The sequence below is a fragment of the Arsukibacterium tuosuense genome (assembly GCF_900215315.1).
Taxonomy (GTDB): domain Bacteria; phylum Pseudomonadota; class Gammaproteobacteria; order Enterobacterales; family Alteromonadaceae; genus Alishewanella; species Alishewanella tuosuense.
This window is the reverse complement of the sequence record NZ_OBEB01000002.1, coordinates 234,374-252,899: the sequence shown is the minus strand read 5'-3', so window position 1 is coordinate 252,899 and position 18,526 is coordinate 234,374. Positions and strand designations below refer to the sequence as shown.

Here is an 18,526-nt window from a genome sequence, read left to right as displayed (position 1 = left end):
TTGACCTTTTAATTGAGCGAGATTGGCCTCACAGGAACCTTTTTCCAGATGATATTGTAGCGACTTGCCCATGACAGCAGATCGAATCCAAGCTGCGGGTTGCCTGTGGTGCCTCCGCGGTTAAAACTGTCATAAAAACGATGATCTATAACTATCGACAGATCCTGCTCATCTTCAGCTGTCAGATTGCCCACGTTATTAAGGTGTATTGCTCTGTCATTATATAGCTGGCAGCTATCTTCAGGTGCAGGCTGCCAAGCGGTAGGCTGGCAAATTCGGCTATTTTCATTGCTACGATAACGTCTGACATGCAAAGCACCGGCCTCATCAATTTGCCAGAAGCCTGGTTGTTGCGCTATCTCATTGTCGCTAATAACACCATCTCGATTTGTGTCACCAATAGATACTGTTATTGCCGTTTTATCGTCATATAGTTCAAGCCAGAACATGTCCGTAACGTTTAATGGATCACCTGGAATAGCATATATACCTGGCACTGAAGCTGCCAACCACCGCGGTTCACGCTTCGCTGCCGCGACATAGGTTGTTGCCCGTCCTTGACCACCAATCTGTGAACGGACGCTGACGACAGGATTATCCTGCACCAGCCTGACCGGCAAAACGCTGATTTCGACTACTTCTGAGTCTGATAATGCAATAATCACCTGTCCCGCTGCATTAATATGCCATGGATAAGGACGGGTTTCCGCAAGCAGGCCATCAGGGGAGATGTAATCTGCGGTTGTAAAATAGGCAACACCTCCCGCTTCAACGCTGCCGGTAAATTCAACTTCTGCAGCATGCAACAACGTAGCGATGTTAAAAAGTGAATCAGGCGCAAACTCGGAATTCCGACCTGCGTATGGCAATGTATATACCTGATTTAGCTCAAGCATGTCAGAAGCGTTTATCAAAGCATTGGGTTTAAACGCTTTAAAAGAAACAATCGTTGTAGTTATTTCAGGGTCAGTTACCCAGCTATCACTATGAGGAGATGCCAGCATTTTTTTTGCTACAAAGTGAACAAGGTCTGCAGTTTGGCTGGTTATGGCTAATGTTACAGACATCAGGTGGGTTTCGCGTGACTCATTGGCTAGCAGTAAACCTGGTGTACCAAAATCGAGAACGACGCCATCGCTTGTCTGACTCCAGCTAAAATCACCACCAGCATTGTTTTGCAGCCAGGTACCTGTTTTATCTTCCCGAATGATAATTTGCGAGACCTCTCTGCTGGTAGCTGATGTACGATCAACAAAATAGTGGCCTGTCACATCATCAGGTGCTAACTGCACCTTTACCAACTTATGGTCAGCCAGGATAGCAGCTGCAGCGTCGTCGTAGACTGCGCTTGCTTTAAGCTTTGCCTGGTGAATGTAGTGCCTGACAGATGCGCTATCTGCCAGCCATTCAGCAGTATCGGCATAGCGTGCTGGCAGCGCCAGCTCGGCGTTGTCTGCAGAATAATCCAGCACCAGTTTTATCGCCGTGGCAAAAGGTATAAGTAAATCACCATTCATCTCCTGCATAGCATTTTGTAATTCAGTAGATGTGGTTGGTGCTACGCCATTATTCGCGTGCATCAGCAAGGCGTAATGCGCTGCTGAAACGTTAGTGATATTGGTAGCAAACATTTCATTATTTGACAGTGTTTTGTCATTGCCCGCGGCACTAAGCAGCTGTTGGGTTGTACCAAGCAATGATTGAAACACCACAATGTCCGAGTCCGGTGATGTTGCATGTAACACTATCAGCTCACTATTTTCATCCGTCGTCAATTTAACGTTCAGGTTGTATTCGCCGCTGGCATTGGCAGTTGTGGAATACCAAACACCATCAATTCGGGTACTGACTTCTGCATAACTGATTGCCGCATCAGAAACAAACCCCTGAACATTAAACACAACGTCAACCAGGTTCACTGTTACCGTTACTTCAGCACTGGAGGATTTGCCCAGATTATCTGTTACAGTGAGACGAAAGCGCAGCGCGGTTTGCTGCTCAACATCCGGTGCGGTAAACCTTAGTGTTAACGTATCTGCCCCTTCAAGCGTAACGGCAGGACCGCCAATTTGCAGCCAGGCAATAGCAGTAATGACACCATCATCAGTAATGTTAGCTGCAAGCTCTGAGGTTGACTGTTCATCTGCTTCGGTATCCAGCAACGATATTAACGGTGGCTGGTTAAATTTAACTATCACTGTTGCAACCACCGTTGCAGACGCACCCTGATTATCAGTAGCGGTAACCTGAAATGTTAAAGTTTGATCTGCAGTGACTGCTGGCGCAATAAAACTGATACTCGCTGAACTGGTATCTGACAATGCAACCATGGCACCAGCAGTTTGCTGCCAACGATATTGAACAATAGAACCATCGTCATCAACTGCTGAAGCGTTAACAGTTACCAATTCGGTTTCATATGTAGTGACATTTGCAACAGAAACTCTTGGGGTTTTATTCTGTGCAACCACTGCAGTATCACTGCCACTGCCCCCACCGCAACCCGATATGATTATAGTAAGCGCCAGTAAAATCCATAACGTATTGTTAGACAAGATAACTAATCCTTTTTGTTATTTTTATATCACTATCATTTTTGTGCCCAAAACGGCGAGGAATTATGCATAAATATAACGTTAATGAACAGTATCTGAACAAGAAATATGTCAGTGTTTTTTATTGTTTTAATCTACAAACCATTAACCATAAGATATAGTAATCGGCAGTATTAGCGGCAACAGGAGTGCGGTGTTGCAAACCAGCCAGTTATTAATTCAGCTTATGCTGTATGTGTTTTTGCCGCTGTGGGGCATTGCCGGTTTTATCGACTGGTGCTGCCACCGGGCTACCCGGATTGAATACACTTCGGGCCTGCGCGAGTCGCTTATTCACTCGTTAATGGGCATTCAGATGGCAGTGCCCATTCTGCTGTGTCTGCTTTTTAAAGTGAATGTGCTGATTATGCTGATCTGCATCGTGGCCTGGTTAGCGCATGAAGCCGTGGCGCATTACGACGTGCATTACGCAGCACCCAAGCGTCATATCAGCGTCTGGGAAATGCACGCCCATAATTATCTGGCCACCCTGCCAATGTATATGTTGTTGTTGATAATCGTTATAAATTATCCGGTATTCATTAAACTGGTCAGTTTTAACTGGCAGGGTGAATTTTATCTGCAGCGGATGCCTTACGCCCATGGCGGCGATACTTATCTGCCTTATTACCTGAGCTTTATGGTTATAGTTTGTGTGCTACCTTATCTGGAAGAGAACCTGCGCTGCTTGTTTACCGCATTAAAGCACCCGCAGGTAAAATTATGACGGTGTTTATTACCAGTAGTGGCCACTTTTTACCGGGGCCACCCATTGATAATGAACAGATCGAACCGTTGTTAGGGTTAGTCCATGGCAAACCAAGCCGTTTAAAGCGACGGATTTTGCAATCAAATGGCATTAAAACCCGCCATTACGCTATCGATGCCAACCATAACACCACCATTTCTAATGCCGGCATGGCTGCGAACGCGGCCGAACACTGCTTAAGTAACAGCTTTCTGGGCAAACGACAGATTAAGATGCTTAGTGCGGCCACCAGCCAGGGCGATATTGTGTTACCCGGCTTTGGCTCGATGTTGCAGGCTGAACTTGGCCTGAGCGATATTGAACTGCATAGCAGCCACGGTATTTGCTCCAGCAGCATGATGGCGTTAAAAGCCGCCTTTACCAATCTATTAGCCGGTGAGCAACCCAATGCATTGGTAGTGGCAAGTGAGTTAACCTCACGGCTGTTTAAAGCCAGCCGCTATGAGGCGGCCGGTAGTGAGCTGGATTTTAATGCTGAATTTTTACGCTGGATGTTATCAGACGGTGCCGGCGCGCTACTACTGGAAACCCAGCCGCGCGGCCGCTGTTTCCGGATTGACTGGATCCGTAGCTTTTCCCATGCTGATGCCTACCCGGTGTGTATGAGTGTCGGCTACCCGGGCGACAACCCGCAAAACCGCAGCTGGCAGGATTATGCCACCTATGCCGAAGCTGAAGCCGCCGGTGCCCTGCTTATTCGCCAGGATGTGCGGCTACTGGAAAATATCGTTAAACTGGGGGTTGATGGCTATTTGCGGTTAATCAGCGAAGGCCGGGTGCAGCCAGACAAAGTCGACCATGTACTCTGTCATTATTCGTCGCATTATTTTCGCGGCAAAATTTTCGACATGATGCAGCGCGCCGGCGTGGGGATCGCCGAACACAAGTGGTACAGCAATCTGTATAGCCGCGGCAATACCGGCTGTGCCTCAATTTTTATTATGCTGGACGAATTCCGGCGCAGCCAACACTATCAAAACGGTGCCACCATTTTATGCATGGTGCCAGAAAGTGGCCGCTTTAATAATGCCTATATGCAACTGACTGTAGTGGAGGCCTGAATGACAGAACAAGTATTAAGCCCGCAGGGCCAGCAGTGTTTACAGGCGCTGATGCGGGTCTGGTTTGAATTTGAGCGTCAGCTTGGCCGGGTGCCTTTGCTGCAGCGGTTAGAGCGGGGCCAGTTCAGTAAGGCGGATTATTGTCAGTTACTGCTGAACTGGCGCCAGCAGGTGATAGAAGGCTCACGCTGGATCAGCCGCTGCGCCTCGAGTTTCGACCGTGACTACAGCGACGTGCGCTCGGTCATTATCGGCCACGCCCGGGAAGAGCACCGTGACTACGAAATGCTGGAACAAGACTATGTTGCCGCCGGTGGCAGCCTGGCGGATATTCAGAGCGCGCCGCGTAATATTGGCACTGAAGCATTGCATGGTTTTTTAATGTACCGGGCCAGCCAGAGCAATCCGGTCGATTTGGTTGGCGCGATGTGGATTATCGAAGGCCTGGGTCAGAAAATGGCCAGTGACTGGGCGGCGCAAATAGACAAAACCACCGACGGCGATGGAAGCTACAGCCGCTTTATGCGTTATCACGGCGCCAATGATGATGACCATCTGCAAAAGCTGTATCAGCTGCTTGACCGGCTCTGTCAGAGCCCGGCTCAGCTTGATGCCATAGTGCGCACGGCCCGGGTAACGGCCAGACTGTATTGCCTGCAACTGGAAGAGGTTGATAATGAGTACTAGCAGAAAATCCGAGCCCAGCGCCTATTTAAAAGCTATTGCCAATGATAATTCGCTGCCAATTGAACAGGCAGCGCTGGATTTATGGTTAAAGGATTTGCAAAACCCGCTGCGTTGGGGCGTGCGGCCACTACTGCAGTTTATCTTTGCCATTTTGCTGCACCTTATCTGGTTTTTTAAACGGCTGCCGTTTCCGCAATTCAGTGCGCATAGCGCGCTTCAAAAACTAATTTGCTGGTTCTGTACCCACTTTGTCAGCCGGGAAGCCAACTTACTGATCCTGCGTCACTATGCCACCGAATCAAATGTGCTGAATTTTCTGGCAGCCAATAGCCCGGGTAGTGAGTTCAGCCCTGTACAGCTTTATCCGAAAAGCATTGCCGATATGCAGCAGGCCAGTTTTGTTGAGCATGATCAGGAGCTGTTCCGGTTATTCAGCGAGCTGGGCAGCTGGCATCACCCGGCGCAGCCATTAAAAGCTAACGAGCTTAACTGGCAACACTGGCAAAGTATTAACATGGACGAGTTTCAGCTACCTGAAAAACGAACCCAGTGGCTGGATTTTGAAAGTGCCCACGCGCTGTTTATGTGTTTATTCTGTTTGTTGCTGACCCGCGAGCAATACCGTGATGCGATTAATGGTTTTAACCTGGATCAGTCTATTGCTATCCGGATTGGTGATCTGGTAGGTGACAGCAGTCTGCGTGAAATGGCTTTTAACAAGTACCCGCATTATTTAGTCGGGCCCTGGAATTTAGGCCAGCGCTTTTTAATGCACGGCTTTTTTACTGAACAACTGTATGCTTATCTGGAAAAACGCAGGTTAAGTAACCCGCAACCGGCAGCAAGCTCTGATATCAGCTAAAGCTCATACTTACATCCAGCTCCCGCGGAAAATTAAAACCGTTCCGGGTTTAAAAACGGGATCAGCGCCAGAGTCAGCGCCTGCTGATACACGCTGGCCCGGCTTAACTGGTTGTGGGTCAATAAACCAATAGCACCACCGGCTTGCTTGATATTGCTGGTGCCAAACAACTGGTCCATCGCATCGCCCAGCTGCTCGCCTTCAGCCAATAGCTGCAACGCCGCTGGCGGCAGCATCAGACTGGCCGAACGGGCTTTGCCCAATTTGCCATTATGCTCAATCAGCATCCAGGCAAAGGTCATATCGTTATCCAGGCCTGCTTCAATTGCCACGTAATAATCCGCATCAGTTTGCTGTTTCAGCGCCTGTAAGCGATTCTGCGCGCCAAGCAGGGTTTCAACACTGCTTAGCGGTTGCTCCGCCACACCGGACGGCACCGCAAACCCGCTTACCGTAATGGCCTGCTCAGCAAAATTGGTTTGAAAGCACAGCTTAACCGCATTAATTTTGGCCGGATTGGCCGAGGCAACAGCAATAGTCCACATGATAAAAACACATATTAGTTAAAGTAGCCGTTATGTAACATGGCAGTGCTGTCGGTTCAAGCAGATAGCGACTCAAACAGGATAAGCCGCTATTCAGTTTTTCAGGTTCTGATATAAAGTGGGATGCCGTTGCCGGTGGCGTTGAAACAAAAAGCGGCGCAGCGCTTCACGGTTGCTGCTGGTAGTGGTGATACGTGCAGCCAGCACGGTGTCTTGCTGTCTGACTGGCTGCATATCCAGATGCAACAGCTGGCCGTCGGGCAAACTCAGGGTAAGCTCGGAATGATGACTAATTTTTTCGGCAATATTGGCACAATTGAACTGCAATGACATCCCGGTACTTGATAGCGACAGTAGTTTCACTTTACCGGAAAAAGCCGCACTGCTGACATCCAGTTCTTCCAGCTCAGTTGAGCGCCAGCTTCGCTGTTTGCCAACATATTCCACTACTTCTGGAATACCCAGCACCGGGTTAAACTGACCTGCTTCGTCCAATGTCATTTCCAGCGGAAACCATAACTTGTAATTGCCGATTTCAGCCAGCAGGGTCATTTTTGCCCTACCCAGTAATGAGGAAATAGCAGGGGGCACTTCAGCAGTCACCGAAATGGTATGGCGCAGATCATTTTCTGCGGACGGCACTATATCAATATGTTCATCAAATAACTCAGCAAAATAGCCGCGTTCTTCTTCGCTAAGCATTACATTCCGTTGCATTTAGCTCACTCTGTGTCGCCATAAAAATTGCACAAATCTAACATATGCCGAAAATTTAAGCAATTTCATCAGTGCAAGCCTTGCAAAATCTGAATTACTAAACTACCCCCCCTCTAAACGTTTCAATCAGTTAGTCGCTATAACTCAGCTGATTTCCACCTGAGTTGCCATGCTTCAATGATGATTGGCTGCGTTTTTAGCTGCCCGCGCCCGGCGCAGCGCCTCTTCCTCCGCAAGAAAGCGAAGTTTAGCAGCTTGCTGTTTCAGCCGTTGCTGCAAGTGCTGTTCAACCTGAATGGCTTCAGCTACTGTGCCACGATTAACAATCCGGCGCACATCACTGTCATAACATAAGGCTTCGTTTTTTACCCAGGCGGTATAAGTTACCCGGTTAGAAAGTAAGGTAAACATTGGACAGGGTTGATAACCGGCTTGCTCTGCTTTGCCATCAAGCCAGTTACCTAACACAAAACTGCCAGCAAACATTAGCACTAACGACGCCACCATCGCTTTACCAGTAAAACTGTTTACCTTCTCAACCAGCGACAGCGCCACCTTGCCCCGGATGCGCACAGTAAGCTGAAATGCAACAAATGCCAGCAACACCACTAAACTAAGCACGACACCCGGCATCAGATTACCGGAGTAACTTATAACAATCAGCGGCCGTGCTGACTGCAACTCAGCTAATTGCTCCAGCCATGCAGGCACCAAAAACATAATAATGGCAATCAGCAATAGTGAGAGAAAAAACAACATCGCAAAACCGGCCGCGATGGCTTTGGTACTAATGAGAATCATCGTAAAACCGGGAACTGAATAGTCGCGAGCATGAATACTGGCTCAGCGTTGCATTTGCGGCAGTCATTCAATAGCTTAACCACCGTCTTTAATCTGTGCTTCTTGCTTTAAAAACTGCTGCCTGGCCTGTTGCTGTTTTTGCTTAACTTGCAGATGTTGCTCTACTCGAGCCATCTCACTTTTTGTTCCCCGGCTGAGAATTCGCCGCACATCAGAGTCGTGACACAACACTTCATCCCTCACCCAAACATCCATTGTCACCCGATTAGATAACAACGTCATCGCAGGGCAAGGTGCAAAACCTGCTGCGTCTGCTTTGCTCTGCCAGTGTGACGTAATAATATGGCTACCAACAAACATAACCAGCAAACCGGCTAGCGCAAAAGATGCCAGGATCTTTTCAGCTCTTTTGAAAAATGGTGTTTCAGTTTGGAAAACACAACGATACATAAAGTACAGCAGAAACAATAAAGCACCCGAGAAAGCACCCACTATGATGCCAGGACCATATGTATGCATGCTACTGATAATGATTAATGGGGATTCACTCGCTATAGCGTTGGCATGTTGGCGCCAGCCCGTTGTCAACATGACAACCGCTGAAACACTCAATGTAAGCATTAAACAAAAGGCTAGCAGCGAAGAAGCAATTAACTTTGCTTTCTGATGTCGATATTGCATTAACGAAACCTGGGCTGTAAGAGTGAATTCAAATAACTACGCAAAGTTAGTGACAGCTGACGCCTGACAACAGCACCAGTTGAACTTAGAACATAGTAAAAACCTGACGCTATATCTTGTTTTAACTTTTCTTCTTTTTGTTCTAAATGTTTAATCAAGGCGTTAGTAATACCAAAATGCTGATCAACTTCAAATAACAACCAAGCGGTTCCAACGGCCATAATTAAGCCAAGAACAAGGGGCACAACAGCGATGGTGGTCAGTGTTGCTGCAATAGCACCAATTGCATAACCCGCAGCACTTGCAATCACAGCCTTCACAATGTCGGTACTAATTGTTCCCAACCAGTCTGTCCACCGAAATTCATCTGCAAATAACCAGCTAAGAGTATTAATCGTTACTGAAAACAATACTGAAATTAAGAAACCACCTTTTGCTGATGATTTAAGTGCCTGACCTCCTACACCCATACTCATAACCTTAGTGTTACTGGCAAGGTAGCGCGTTCCAGTTAAAACCTGTCGTAAACCTGCACGGCCTTTAAATACAATATACTGTTTGCCACCGCTGACTTGTACATAATATCTTCCGAAAATACTGCCAGAGCGCTTCATATCCATAGCCAAAGCAGTAAGAACCCGGACTTCTGAACTTGCTGCTATTGCTGTACCACCAAACTCCCTGCCATAAACTTCAAGTTGCGCTGCTAAAGGTGTCGCTGTTATTTGCTCAAAAATTTCTGATATCTGCTGAGGGCTTTTCCCTTTACTTCTTTGCTCTGCATCCCACAATTTGATCATTTCCTGGGTATTCAGAACATAAATATCATGTTGATTCTCTTTAAAAGCCGTATCAAGCTCAGCGCGAGCAATGTAAGGGTGTGGTCGAGGCATGGCAGTGTCGTCCCTGATGGATACATATATTAATAAAACGTTATTAAAGCATCTCATTTTGGATATCGCAAGCCTGAATTTGACGCTCGTGGGGCAATACAGAAGCGACGATGCTGCCATTTTTAGTAACAGTTCACCGCTTAATATCGACGTTGTGTCCGTTGCCGGCAGAAGGAGTCAGTAAATTGAACTATGGTAAATACTTGGTGTGCCCGTGTGCCGTCTGAACAAAGCTAATTAACAGGAGTTTGGTTTGAAAAACTGTATCTTTTTATTAAGTTTTACCGCCTTACTATTTGCCAGCGCCTGGCCGGTTAGCGGCGCTGTGCCAGTTACGAAAGGGCAACCTGTGTATGGCCCGCGGCTGGAAGGTTTTGCTTATCCTTATCCGGTGCAATACTTTACTGTTAATAGCCAGCAACAGCAGCTGGAAATGGCTTATATGGACGTGCCTGCCACGGCCGATACCGCTAATGGCAAAACCATCGTCTTGATGCACGGCAAAAACTTCTGCGCCGCGACCTGGCAAGCCAGCATAAAAGCACTTAGCGAAGCAGGTTATCGGGTTATTGCCGCCGATCAGATTGGATTTTGTAAATCAGCCAAGCCACAGCATTACCAATTCAGTTTTCACCAACTCGCCGCTAATACCAAGGCATTGCTCGATAAGTTGCAGATTGCCAAAGTAACCGTAATGGGCCATTCCATGGGTGGCATGCTGGCTACCCGTTTTGCCTTGCAATACCCTGATAGTACAGCGAGCCTGGTGCTGGTTAACCCTATCGGCCTGGAAGACTGGAAAGCAGTTGGTGTGCCTTACAGGACCATCGATGAGTGGTATCAGCGCGCACTGAACACCTCTGCCGATGGCATTCGCAATTACCAGCGTACTACCTATTACGCCGGCCAATGGCGCGATGATTTTGAGCCCTGGGTGCAAATGCAGGCCGGTATGTTCCGCGGCGAAGACCGCGAGCAGGTAGCCTGGAATTCTGCCCTTACCGCCGATATGATTTTTACCCAGCCGGTAATTTACGAATTCCCGCAGCTGAAAATGCCGGTGATTTTACTGATTGGCGACAAAGACAATACCGCTATCGGTAAGGATGCCGCCCCCAAAGAATTGCAGCCAAAGTTAGGCAACTACGCCAAACTGGGCCCGGCAGCTGCCGCAGCCATTCCCAACGCCAACCTAATCCGCTTTGCCGATTTAGGCCACTCGCCGCATATTCAGGCACCAGAGCGTTTCCATCAGGCACTGTTGCAGGCGCTGGCGGCGGAAAGGGCCGACACGAAAGGATAATTTAATGGTTGAAGCAGCCTATAAAGAGCAACAAAGTTTTCGCTATACCTGGATTTATTGGCTTTGTCTGGTTATAACCCTGCTTTTTTTCTATGTCTGCTTCCAGCAAATTATATTGCAACAACCTTTTGGTAATAACCCGGCACCACACAGCATATTGGTTTTATGCTGCCTGCTAATGTTGAGCTTATGCGCTTTACTACACTTCTCAAGTTTACAATTACAGTTAGATAAACAGGGTTTGACTGTACGGTTTGTGCCATTTATTAACAACTGGCGCAAGCATGCATGGCAAGAAATCAAAGATATCCGGGTTGTCAGCTACAACCCGATAGGCGATTACGGAGGTTGGGGTATTCGCGGCGCAAAAAATCGTCGGTGTTATAACATTTCAGGCAAGCAGGGTCTTGAAGTACTATTGCATAATGGTAAGCGTTTGCTGATCGGTACGCAGCAAAAAGAAACACTCAGTCTTTGGCTAGAAGCGACCAAAACAACAAGGGCGTAATCTTTTAAATTACGCCCTTTTCGGTTGGAGGAGCCTTTATTATTAGAAGCTGTCAATATACTTTACACCAGCCAACTGGCGGCATTAAAATAAATAACAAAAACAACAAGTTACAACATGGTGCAATACTTGCTAGCGATTTTGCCGTTTAAGTTTAAACATAACAATTTTAGGGACATATAAATGTTAAAACGTATAAGTTTAATTTTAACCTTGCTACTGATTGCCAGCACTCCGGTCTCCGCTACCCTGATATCCGGTGGGTTAAATGTTGACAATGGTTACGCCGCCTACCTTTCCACAGATGATCTCAGCCCTGGAGTACTAATTTCATCCGGCAATAACTGGAGGTCGACCTATACGTTTTCGGATGTCAATTTAACCGCAGGTCAGAACTACTTTCTCCATATCTATGCTTATGATCAGGGCGGAATAGCTGGTTTTCTGGGACAGTTTGACCTGACGGGCGCAGGCCATCTATTTTCAAATGGTCAGTCATCTTTACTGACCAATACAACCGACTGGAAAGTCAGTACCACTGGCTGGAATGATTTTCAAGCTGTCAGCTTTTTAGGCGTTAATGGTGTCGGGCCCTGGGGCACTCGAGCTGGCGTAAGTGGAGCGGCCGAATGGATTTGGTCATCAGATGCTAATAACCATAACTTTAACTACTTCACCACAGCCATCACTGCGGTTGCAGCCCCAACTGCGGTTCCAGAACCTAACTCATTATTTTTAATGAGTCTGGTGTTGCTGGGCCTGGTCGTCGCACGGAAAAAAATGATTTAAGGTTAATTTCAGATATAAAAGCTGGTTAACCAAAACAACAAGGGCGTAATATTTTGAATTACGCCCTTTTCTTTGGTAGGAGCCTTCGCCTGTTAGCTCGCGGTTAAAAACGTCTGATAACTGCGGTTATTGCTGACTTGCTGGTACTGATATCCCAGTTTGTCTAAGTGGCCCGCGATATCGCTGTGATTGGCCACTTCAAAGCCGGCCAGCACATCGCCGGTGGCAGCGCCGTGATTACGGTAATGAAATAAGGTGATGTTCCAGTGTTCGCCGAGGGTATTCAGGAAATTCATTAATGCACCCGGGTATTCCGGAAAGTTAAACTGGTACACCTGCTCGGTTAACTGGCGCGGTGGCATGCCACCAACCATATGCCGGACATGCAGTTTGGCCAGCTCGTCATCAGACAAGTCCTGATAATCGTAACCGGCCTCGCTCAGCAACTTGGTTACCGTGTCAAGTTCCTGCTGGCCATGACGCAGCTTAATACCGACAAAAATATGGGCTTTGTTATCGCTAGCATAGCGATAATTAAATTCAGTAATCGCCCGGCCACCCAGGGTCTGGCAAAAACGACGGAAACTGCCTTTTTCTTCCGGGATGGTTACGGCAAACACTGCTTCTTTTTTCTCGCCCAGCTCACAGCGCTCTGACACATAACGCAGCGTATCAAAATTTAAGTTAGCGCCGCTAAGCACGGCCGCAAACTGCTGCGGTTTGCTTAAGGTGCTGTTTTGCAGCTGCTGACTGTATTTTTTTAAACCGGCCAGCGCCAGGGCGCCTGCTGGCTCTGCTACTGCCCGCAAATCATCAAAAATATCCTTTATTGCCGCGCAAATTTCGTCACTGCTAACGGTGACGACTTCATCGCAAAAGCGTTTGGCCAGGTTAAAATTCTCAGTGCCAATGCGTTTTACCGCCACGCCATCGGCAAATAAGCCAACCCGCTCCAAAGTTACCGGCGCACCAGCACTCATTGCCGCTTTTAAGCAGGCGGCATCTTCCGGCTCTACCCCTATTACCCTTACATTAGGCTGAATAGCTTTAATATACACAGCCATACCCGCCAGAATGCCGCCACCACCGACCGGGATAAACACCGCGTTTAACTGGTTATGCTGGCTCAGCAGTTCTTTGGCGATAGTGCCCTGGCCGGCGATAACATCGCTATCATCAAACGGAGGGATATAAATAGCGCCTTCGGTGTTAGCCAGTTTAATGGCATAGCTATTGGCCTCATCAAAGGCGGTGCCGTGCAATACCACATTGCCACCCAACGCCCTTACGGCGGCAATTTTTATTTCCGGCGTAGTGATGGGCATAACAATGGTAGCTTTCAGCTGCAGCTTACTGGCCGATAACGCCACGCCCTGGGCATGATTGCCGGCTGAGGCGCACACTACGCTGGCATCTGGGCTATGCAGTTTTACTTTATGCAGTTTATGAAAAGCACCACGTAATTTAAACGAGTACACCGGCTGCTTGTCTTCTCGCTTTAGCAGCACATGGTGCCCCAGCCGTTGGCTTAATTTTGGCATAGCGTCCAAAGGCGTTTCTACCGCGGCCTGATATACCGGCGACAGCAGAATTTCCCGCAGATACTGCTGCATCACATCGCTATCTGTCTGCTCTGGTTGGACTGTTGCCAGGTTGTTCATTGTTGCTCCACTGCCTTTAGTTGCATTGCTTGTGCCAGCCGACACACTTAAGTATCAAGCGCAGACAGGTAACCGCTAAGCGGGGCGTCTCCAGCAGGGATGCTGGAGAGGAGCCTATAGGGATATATTTACGGCGTCCCCGCGTGTTGTTACCTGTTGTAGCCTTCAACTCAGATTTAAACTCAGCGACAAGGAAATACTTTCTTCGCCGCCTTCAAGGATCACATCCCTGTGCCCTTTCAGCCTCCGCGACATCCCTGCCGCTGCTACGAAAGTACACCTTGCCCCTTCGTCTCAAGTCTTGCTGCTATTGCCATCCGGCAAGCTTAAGTTTCAAGCGCAGACAGGTAACAGCTAAGCGGGGCGTCTCCGCGTGTTGTTACCTGTCGCAGCCTGCAAATCGGGTTTAAACTCAGAGACAAGGAAATACTTTCTTCGCCGCCTTCAAGGATCACATCCCTGTGCCCTTTCAGCCTCCGCGGCATCCCTGCCGCTGCTACGAAAGTACACCTTGTCCCTTCGTCTCACGTCTTGCTGTTACTCTTCAAGTTTCGACAAATCCCGCACTGCACCTTTATCAGCACTACTGGCCAGCAGCGCATAGGCTTTTAACGCAGAACTGACCACCCGCTGCCGGTTCTCTGGCTTCCAGCCCTGCTTACCTTTCGCATCCATCTCTGCATGGCGCTTGGCCAGCTCTTCATCACTGATGGCAATGCCGATTTTGCGCTGCGGAATATCAATTTCTATTTTGTCGCCTTCCTGCACCAGCGCAATAGCACCACCACTGGCGGCTTCCGGTGACACATGGCCTATCGACAAGCCCGAAGTGCCGCCGGAAAAGCGGCCATCTGTGATCAAGGCACAGGCTTTACCTAAGCCCATTGATTTTAAATAACTGGTCGGGTACAGCATTTCCTGCATACCCGGGCCACCTTTCGGGCCTTCATAGCGAATAATCACCGCATCGCCAGCTACTACCTTGCCTTTTAATATGGCCTCTACTGCTTCATCCTGACTTTCAAACACCCGGGCGCGGCCGGTAAATACCAGATTTTCCGGCTCTACCCCGGCGGTTTTAACAATACAGCCCTGCGGCGCCAGGTTACCAAACAGCACGGCTAAGCCGCCGTCTTGCGAATACGCATGTTCTTTACTGCGAATACAGCCTTCCACCCGGTCATCATCTACCGACGGGTAACGGCAGTCTTGTGAAAACGCCTGGGTAGTGCGAATACCCGCCGGGCCGGCCGCATAAAATTGTTGCACCTCAGCGGAGGGGTTGGCTTTCAAATCCCATTTTTCTAAAACCGCACCCAGTGAACTACCGGCAACATGCGGGGTATCGGGGTTTAACAAACCCGCGCGGTTAAGCTCAGCCAGAATACCGATAACGCCACCGGCGCGATGGACATCTTCCATATGATACTTTTGGGTAGATGGCGCCACTTTGCATAAATGCGGCACAATGCGTGATAAGCGGTCAATATCGGCCATGGTAAAGTCGACTTCAGCTTCAATGGCCGCAGCCAGTAAATGCAGTACCGTATTGGTGGAGCCGCCCATCGCAATATCCAGCATCATGGCGTTTTCAAAGGCGGTTTTATTGCCGATACTGCGCGGCAAGGCGCTGGCATCATCATTTTTATACCAGCGGTTGCACAGATCCATAATTCTGAAACCAGCCTGCACAAATAACTCTTTGCGATCAGCGTGGGTCGCCAGCAAAGAACCATTGCCGGGCTGACCTAAGCCTAATGCCTCCACTAAACAGTTCATTGAGTTGGCGGTAAACATGCCGGAGCAACTGCCGCAAGTCGGGCAGGCGCTGCGCTCAATTTGTTCACTGTCGCTGTCGCTGACTTTCGGATCGGCTGCGGACACCATGGCATCGACTAAATCCAGCTTGATAATCTGATCCGACAGTTTGGTTTTACCCGCTTCCATTGGCCCGCCGGAAATAAAGATCGCTGGCACATTTAAGCGCATCGCTGCCATTAACATGCCCGGAGTAATTTTGTCGCAGTTAGAAATACAGACCATCGCATCAGCACAATGCGCGTTGACCATATACTCCACCGAGTCGGCAATCAGCTCACGCGAGGGCAGGCTGTACAACATACCGCCATGGCCCATGGCGATACCGTCATCTACCGCAATGGTGTTGAATTCTTTGGCGATACCGCCGGCTTCGTCAATGCTTTTTGCTACCAGCTTGCCCAAATCACGTAAATGAACATGGCCTGGCACAAACTCACAAAACGAGTTTACGACTGCAATAATGGGTTTGCCAAAATCGGTATCTTTAACCCCGGTGGCTCGCCACAGGGCGCGGGCGCCTGCCATATTGCGGCCTTCGGTAACAGTGGCGGATCTTAACTTTGGCATTGTGGAACTCCGTTATTCAAAAATAGGTTTTCAATCTAAATAGTTAATCAGCATAGCTAACAAGCGATACTAAATGGTAATACTTAAGCGCGCAGCGCGGCAATATCAGCACTGGCCAGCTGTAAGTCGCGTACGTCATATAATTTATGCAACTGACTGGTCAGTAAATGGATCGGTTTGTCACTGCTGACCGTTAAGGTGATCGACAGTCCCGCTTTCTCTGCCATAGGGGTAAGCTCCAGCCCGGCCAGCTGATAGCCACGATAGCGGGTTACCTGCAATAAACGTTCAACTACGCTGGCTTCATTATTGGCAGTGATATTCAGGGTATGGTTCATCAGTTAGTCTCCATGATCATATCTTCATTAGCGGCACCCGGCGGTACTAATGGCCAGACGTTATCTTTTTCATCAATTCTGACATGCAGTAAATACGGGCCAGGCCAGGTAAACATGGCCTCCAGTGCACTTTCTACTTCGTCTTTACGGGTAATACTGTGGCCGGGGATGGCAAAGGCCGCTGCCAACGCGACAAAATCCGGGTTATCTGATAAATCGGTTTCACTGTAGCGTTCGTTAAAAAACAGCTGCTGCCACTGTTTCACCATGCCCAGCCGCTGGTTGTCGATAATGACGATTTTTACCGGCAGCCGAAAACGCTTAATGGTGCCCAGCTCCTGCACGTTCATCATAAAAGAGCCATCGCCTGAGACGGCGATGACCGTGTCCTGCGGCCGAGCCAACTTGGCGCCAATCGCTGCCGGCAAACCAAAGCCCATGGTGCCCAGGCCACCACTGGATAAATGGTTGCGCGGGTGGCTGAACCGCATATGCTGCGCCACCCACATCTGGTGCTGGCCCACGTCGCAGCACACTACGCTGTTATCCGGCATCCGCTCGCTTAACTGCTTTAACATCAGCGGCGCGTAAATGCGCTCGCCCGGATGGTCATATCGCCAGCCGTGTTGCTGCTTTAAGTTGCTGCAGTGGGCCAACCAGTCACTGCAGTCGGTGCTGCTGGCGATGGCCGGCAGAATTTGCCGCATATCCCCTAAAAACGATACCTCGGCAAAACGCACTTTGTTGATTTCTGCCGGGTCGATATCGACATGAATCACCTTAGCGTTAGGCGCAAACTTTTTCAGATTGCCGGTTACCCGGTCATCAAAGCGGGCGCCTAAACAAATTAATAAATCGCACTGCTGCACCGCGATATTGGCAGCCTGAGTACCGTGCATACCCAGCATACCTAAGTAATAAGGGTTGTCTTTCGCCACCGAACCCATGCCTTTTAAGGTGGTAACAGAGGGCATCAGGCACTGGGCTAAAAAATCCTGCAGCTGTGGCATGGCGCCGGCCATATGCACCCCACCGCCGATATAGGCCATTGGCTTGTTAGCCTTAGCAATTAACTGGCGGGCCTGAGCGCTTTGCGCCAATGAGGTATTAAGCGCGCGGCTTTGCGGCGTGGCAGCATTGTCAGGTTCTGCAGCGGCGGCCAGTTGCACATCTTTCGGGATGTCTACCAGCACCGGGCCGGGCCGGCCAGAGCGGGCGATAGCAAAAGCTTCGTTTAACGTGGCGGCCAGCTCGTCGGCGCTGCGCACCATAAAGCTGTGTTTGGTAACACTTAAACTTAAACCCAGTACATCAATTTCCTGAAAGGCATCGGTGCCCATCACCGCCTGCGACACCTGGCCGGTAATGGCTACCAGCGGCACAGAATCCAGCATAGCATCGGCCAGCGAGGTAATTAAATTAGTGGCTCCCGGGCCGGATGTTGCCAGGCACACCCCCACCTTGCCGGAGCTGCGGGCATAACCTATCGCCGAAAACGCGCCGCCCTGTTCATGCCGGCAAAGGTAATGTTTGACCGGGCTGGCGTAAATCGCATCGTAAATGGGCATAATAGCGCCGCCGGGATAACCAAAAATGGTATCCACCCCATGCTGCTGCAACACCTTTAATACCAACTCTGCGCCATTCATCCTAAACCTCTTGCTGCTATTTAATTTTCACACGCCCTGAAACGACAAAACCCCCGGTCCTTGCGGAGCGGGGGTTTTGTTGGATTTCGCCTTAAGCTACTTTATTTTTCCAAAACACCGCCCCCGCGGAGATTAATAATCACCACGACCACGAGGACAATAATGTTCAGAACAGCAGCTAAACGCATAATTTAATTCTTACTTATTTACTTGGTTGAATTCGTTTTTATATTTTAGCTCTGTTTTACAGAGCAATTGCCTACTACAAATAGCCGTCTAT

General features: G+C 48.9%; 17 protein-coding genes. 7 read left to right on the top strand and 10 right to left on the bottom strand.

The window, feature by feature from the left end:
- Window positions 1-8: 8 nt before the first annotated feature.
- On the bottom strand, window positions 9-2,555 hold the full coding sequence (locus CRO03_RS05665; protein WP_097110654.1) for a PKD domain-containing protein: 2,547 nt from the start codon (window positions 2,553-2,555) through the stop codon (window positions 9-11).
- 193 nt (window positions 2,556-2,748) lie between these two features.
- On the opposite strand from CRO03_RS05665, the gene CRO03_RS05660 reads away from it, so the two are divergent.
- The 4 genes from CRO03_RS05660 to CRO03_RS05645 are packed head-to-tail and all read left to right on the top strand — an operon-like array spanning window position 2,749 to window position 5,973.
- Window positions 2,749-3,321 carry a diguanylate cyclase gene (locus tag CRO03_RS05660; RefSeq protein WP_097110653.1) on the top strand — a complete coding sequence of 191 codons (573 nt, stop codon included), beginning with the start codon at window positions 2,749-2,751 and terminating at the stop codon, window positions 3,319-3,321.
- The gene (locus CRO03_RS05655) at window positions 3,318-4,424 is read left to right on the top strand and encodes a beta-ketoacyl-ACP synthase III (RefSeq protein WP_097110652.1); all 1,107 of its coding nucleotides are present in this window, start codon (window positions 3,318-3,320) and stop codon (window positions 4,422-4,424) included. The genes CRO03_RS05660 and CRO03_RS05655 overlap by 4 nt, the downstream gene beginning before the upstream one ends.
- Window positions 4,425-5,111 carry an iron-containing redox enzyme family protein gene (locus CRO03_RS05650; RefSeq protein ID WP_097110651.1) on the top strand — a complete coding sequence of 229 codons (687 nt, stop codon included), beginning with the start codon at window positions 4,425-4,427 and terminating at the stop codon, window positions 5,109-5,111. It abuts the gene before it with no gap.
- Window positions 5,101-5,973 (top strand): DUF6999 family protein, encoded by an 873-nt coding sequence (locus tag CRO03_RS05645; RefSeq protein ID WP_097110650.1) that lies wholly within the window; start codon window positions 5,101-5,103, stop codon window positions 5,971-5,973. The genes CRO03_RS05650 and CRO03_RS05645 overlap by 11 nt, the downstream gene beginning before the upstream one ends.
- Before the next feature lie 32 nt (window positions 5,974-6,005).
- Here CRO03_RS05645 and yjjX read toward each other — a convergent pair whose 3' ends face one another.
- The 5 genes from yjjX to CRO03_RS05620 form a co-directional block, all read right to left on the bottom strand.
- On the bottom strand, window positions 6,006-6,518 hold the full coding sequence (yjjX, locus tag CRO03_RS05640) for an inosine/xanthosine triphosphatase (protein ID WP_170948952.1): 513 nt from the start codon (window positions 6,516-6,518) through the stop codon (window positions 6,006-6,008).
- Window positions 6,519-6,611: 93 nt separating this feature from the next.
- Window positions 6,612-7,235, bottom strand: a complete 624-nt coding sequence (locus tag CRO03_RS05635; protein WP_141397728.1) for a hypothetical protein — start codon at window positions 7,233-7,235, stop codon at window positions 6,612-6,614.
- A 174-nt stretch (window positions 7,236-7,409) separates the two neighbouring features.
- Entirely contained in the window at window positions 7,410-8,036 is a 627-nt protein-coding gene (locus CRO03_RS05630; RefSeq protein ID WP_097110647.1) for a hypothetical protein, read from the bottom strand.
- A gap of 75 nt (window positions 8,037-8,111) precedes the next feature.
- Entirely contained in the window at window positions 8,112-8,627 is a 516-nt protein-coding gene (locus CRO03_RS05625; protein ID WP_141397727.1) for a hypothetical protein, read from the bottom strand.
- An 89-nt stretch (window positions 8,628-8,716) separates the two neighbouring features.
- Complete coding sequence (locus CRO03_RS05620; RefSeq protein ID WP_097110645.1) at window positions 8,717-9,610, bottom strand: hypothetical protein; 894 nt, start codon at window positions 9,608-9,610, stop codon at window positions 8,717-8,719.
- Window positions 9,611-9,863: 253 nt separating this feature from the next.
- Between CRO03_RS05620 and CRO03_RS05610 the strand changes: the two genes are divergently transcribed.
- From CRO03_RS05610 to CRO03_RS05600, 3 genes are all read left to right on the top strand, one after another.
- Window positions 9,864-10,913, top strand: a complete 1,050-nt coding sequence (locus CRO03_RS05610) for an alpha/beta fold hydrolase (RefSeq protein WP_245861495.1) — start codon at window positions 9,864-9,866, stop codon at window positions 10,911-10,913.
- A 115-nt stretch (window positions 10,914-11,028) separates the two neighbouring features.
- Window positions 11,029-11,421 (top strand): hypothetical protein, encoded by a 393-nt coding sequence (locus CRO03_RS05605; RefSeq protein WP_245861491.1) that lies wholly within the window; start codon window positions 11,029-11,031, stop codon window positions 11,419-11,421.
- A gap of 183 nt (window positions 11,422-11,604) precedes the next feature.
- Entirely contained in the window at window positions 11,605-12,210 is a 606-nt protein-coding gene (locus tag CRO03_RS05600) for a PEP-CTERM sorting domain-containing protein (protein WP_097110642.1), read from the top strand.
- 92 nt (window positions 12,211-12,302) lie between these two features.
- On the opposite strand, the gene ilvA is transcribed toward CRO03_RS05600, so the two are convergent.
- The 4 genes from ilvA to ilvG form a co-directional block, all read right to left on the bottom strand.
- Complete coding sequence (gene ilvA / locus CRO03_RS05595; RefSeq protein WP_097110641.1) at window positions 12,303-13,871, bottom strand: threonine ammonia-lyase, biosynthetic; 1,569 nt, start codon at window positions 13,869-13,871, stop codon at window positions 12,303-12,305.
- 537 nt (window positions 13,872-14,408) lie between these two features.
- On the bottom strand, window positions 14,409-16,259 hold the full coding sequence (ilvD, locus tag CRO03_RS05590) for a dihydroxy-acid dehydratase (RefSeq protein ID WP_097110640.1): 1,851 nt from the start codon (window positions 16,257-16,259) through the stop codon (window positions 14,409-14,411).
- An 83-nt stretch (window positions 16,260-16,342) separates the two neighbouring features.
- Complete coding sequence (gene ilvM / locus CRO03_RS05585) at window positions 16,343-16,597, bottom strand: acetolactate synthase 2 small subunit (RefSeq protein WP_019677258.1); 255 nt, start codon at window positions 16,595-16,597, stop codon at window positions 16,343-16,345.
- Window positions 16,597-18,246 carry an acetolactate synthase 2 catalytic subunit gene (gene ilvG / locus CRO03_RS05580; protein ID WP_097110639.1) on the bottom strand — a complete coding sequence of 550 codons (1,650 nt, stop codon included), beginning with the start codon at window positions 18,244-18,246 and terminating at the stop codon, window positions 16,597-16,599. Before ilvG ends, ilvM begins: the two co-directional genes overlap by 1 nt.
- Window positions 18,247-18,526 lie beyond the last annotated feature (280 nt).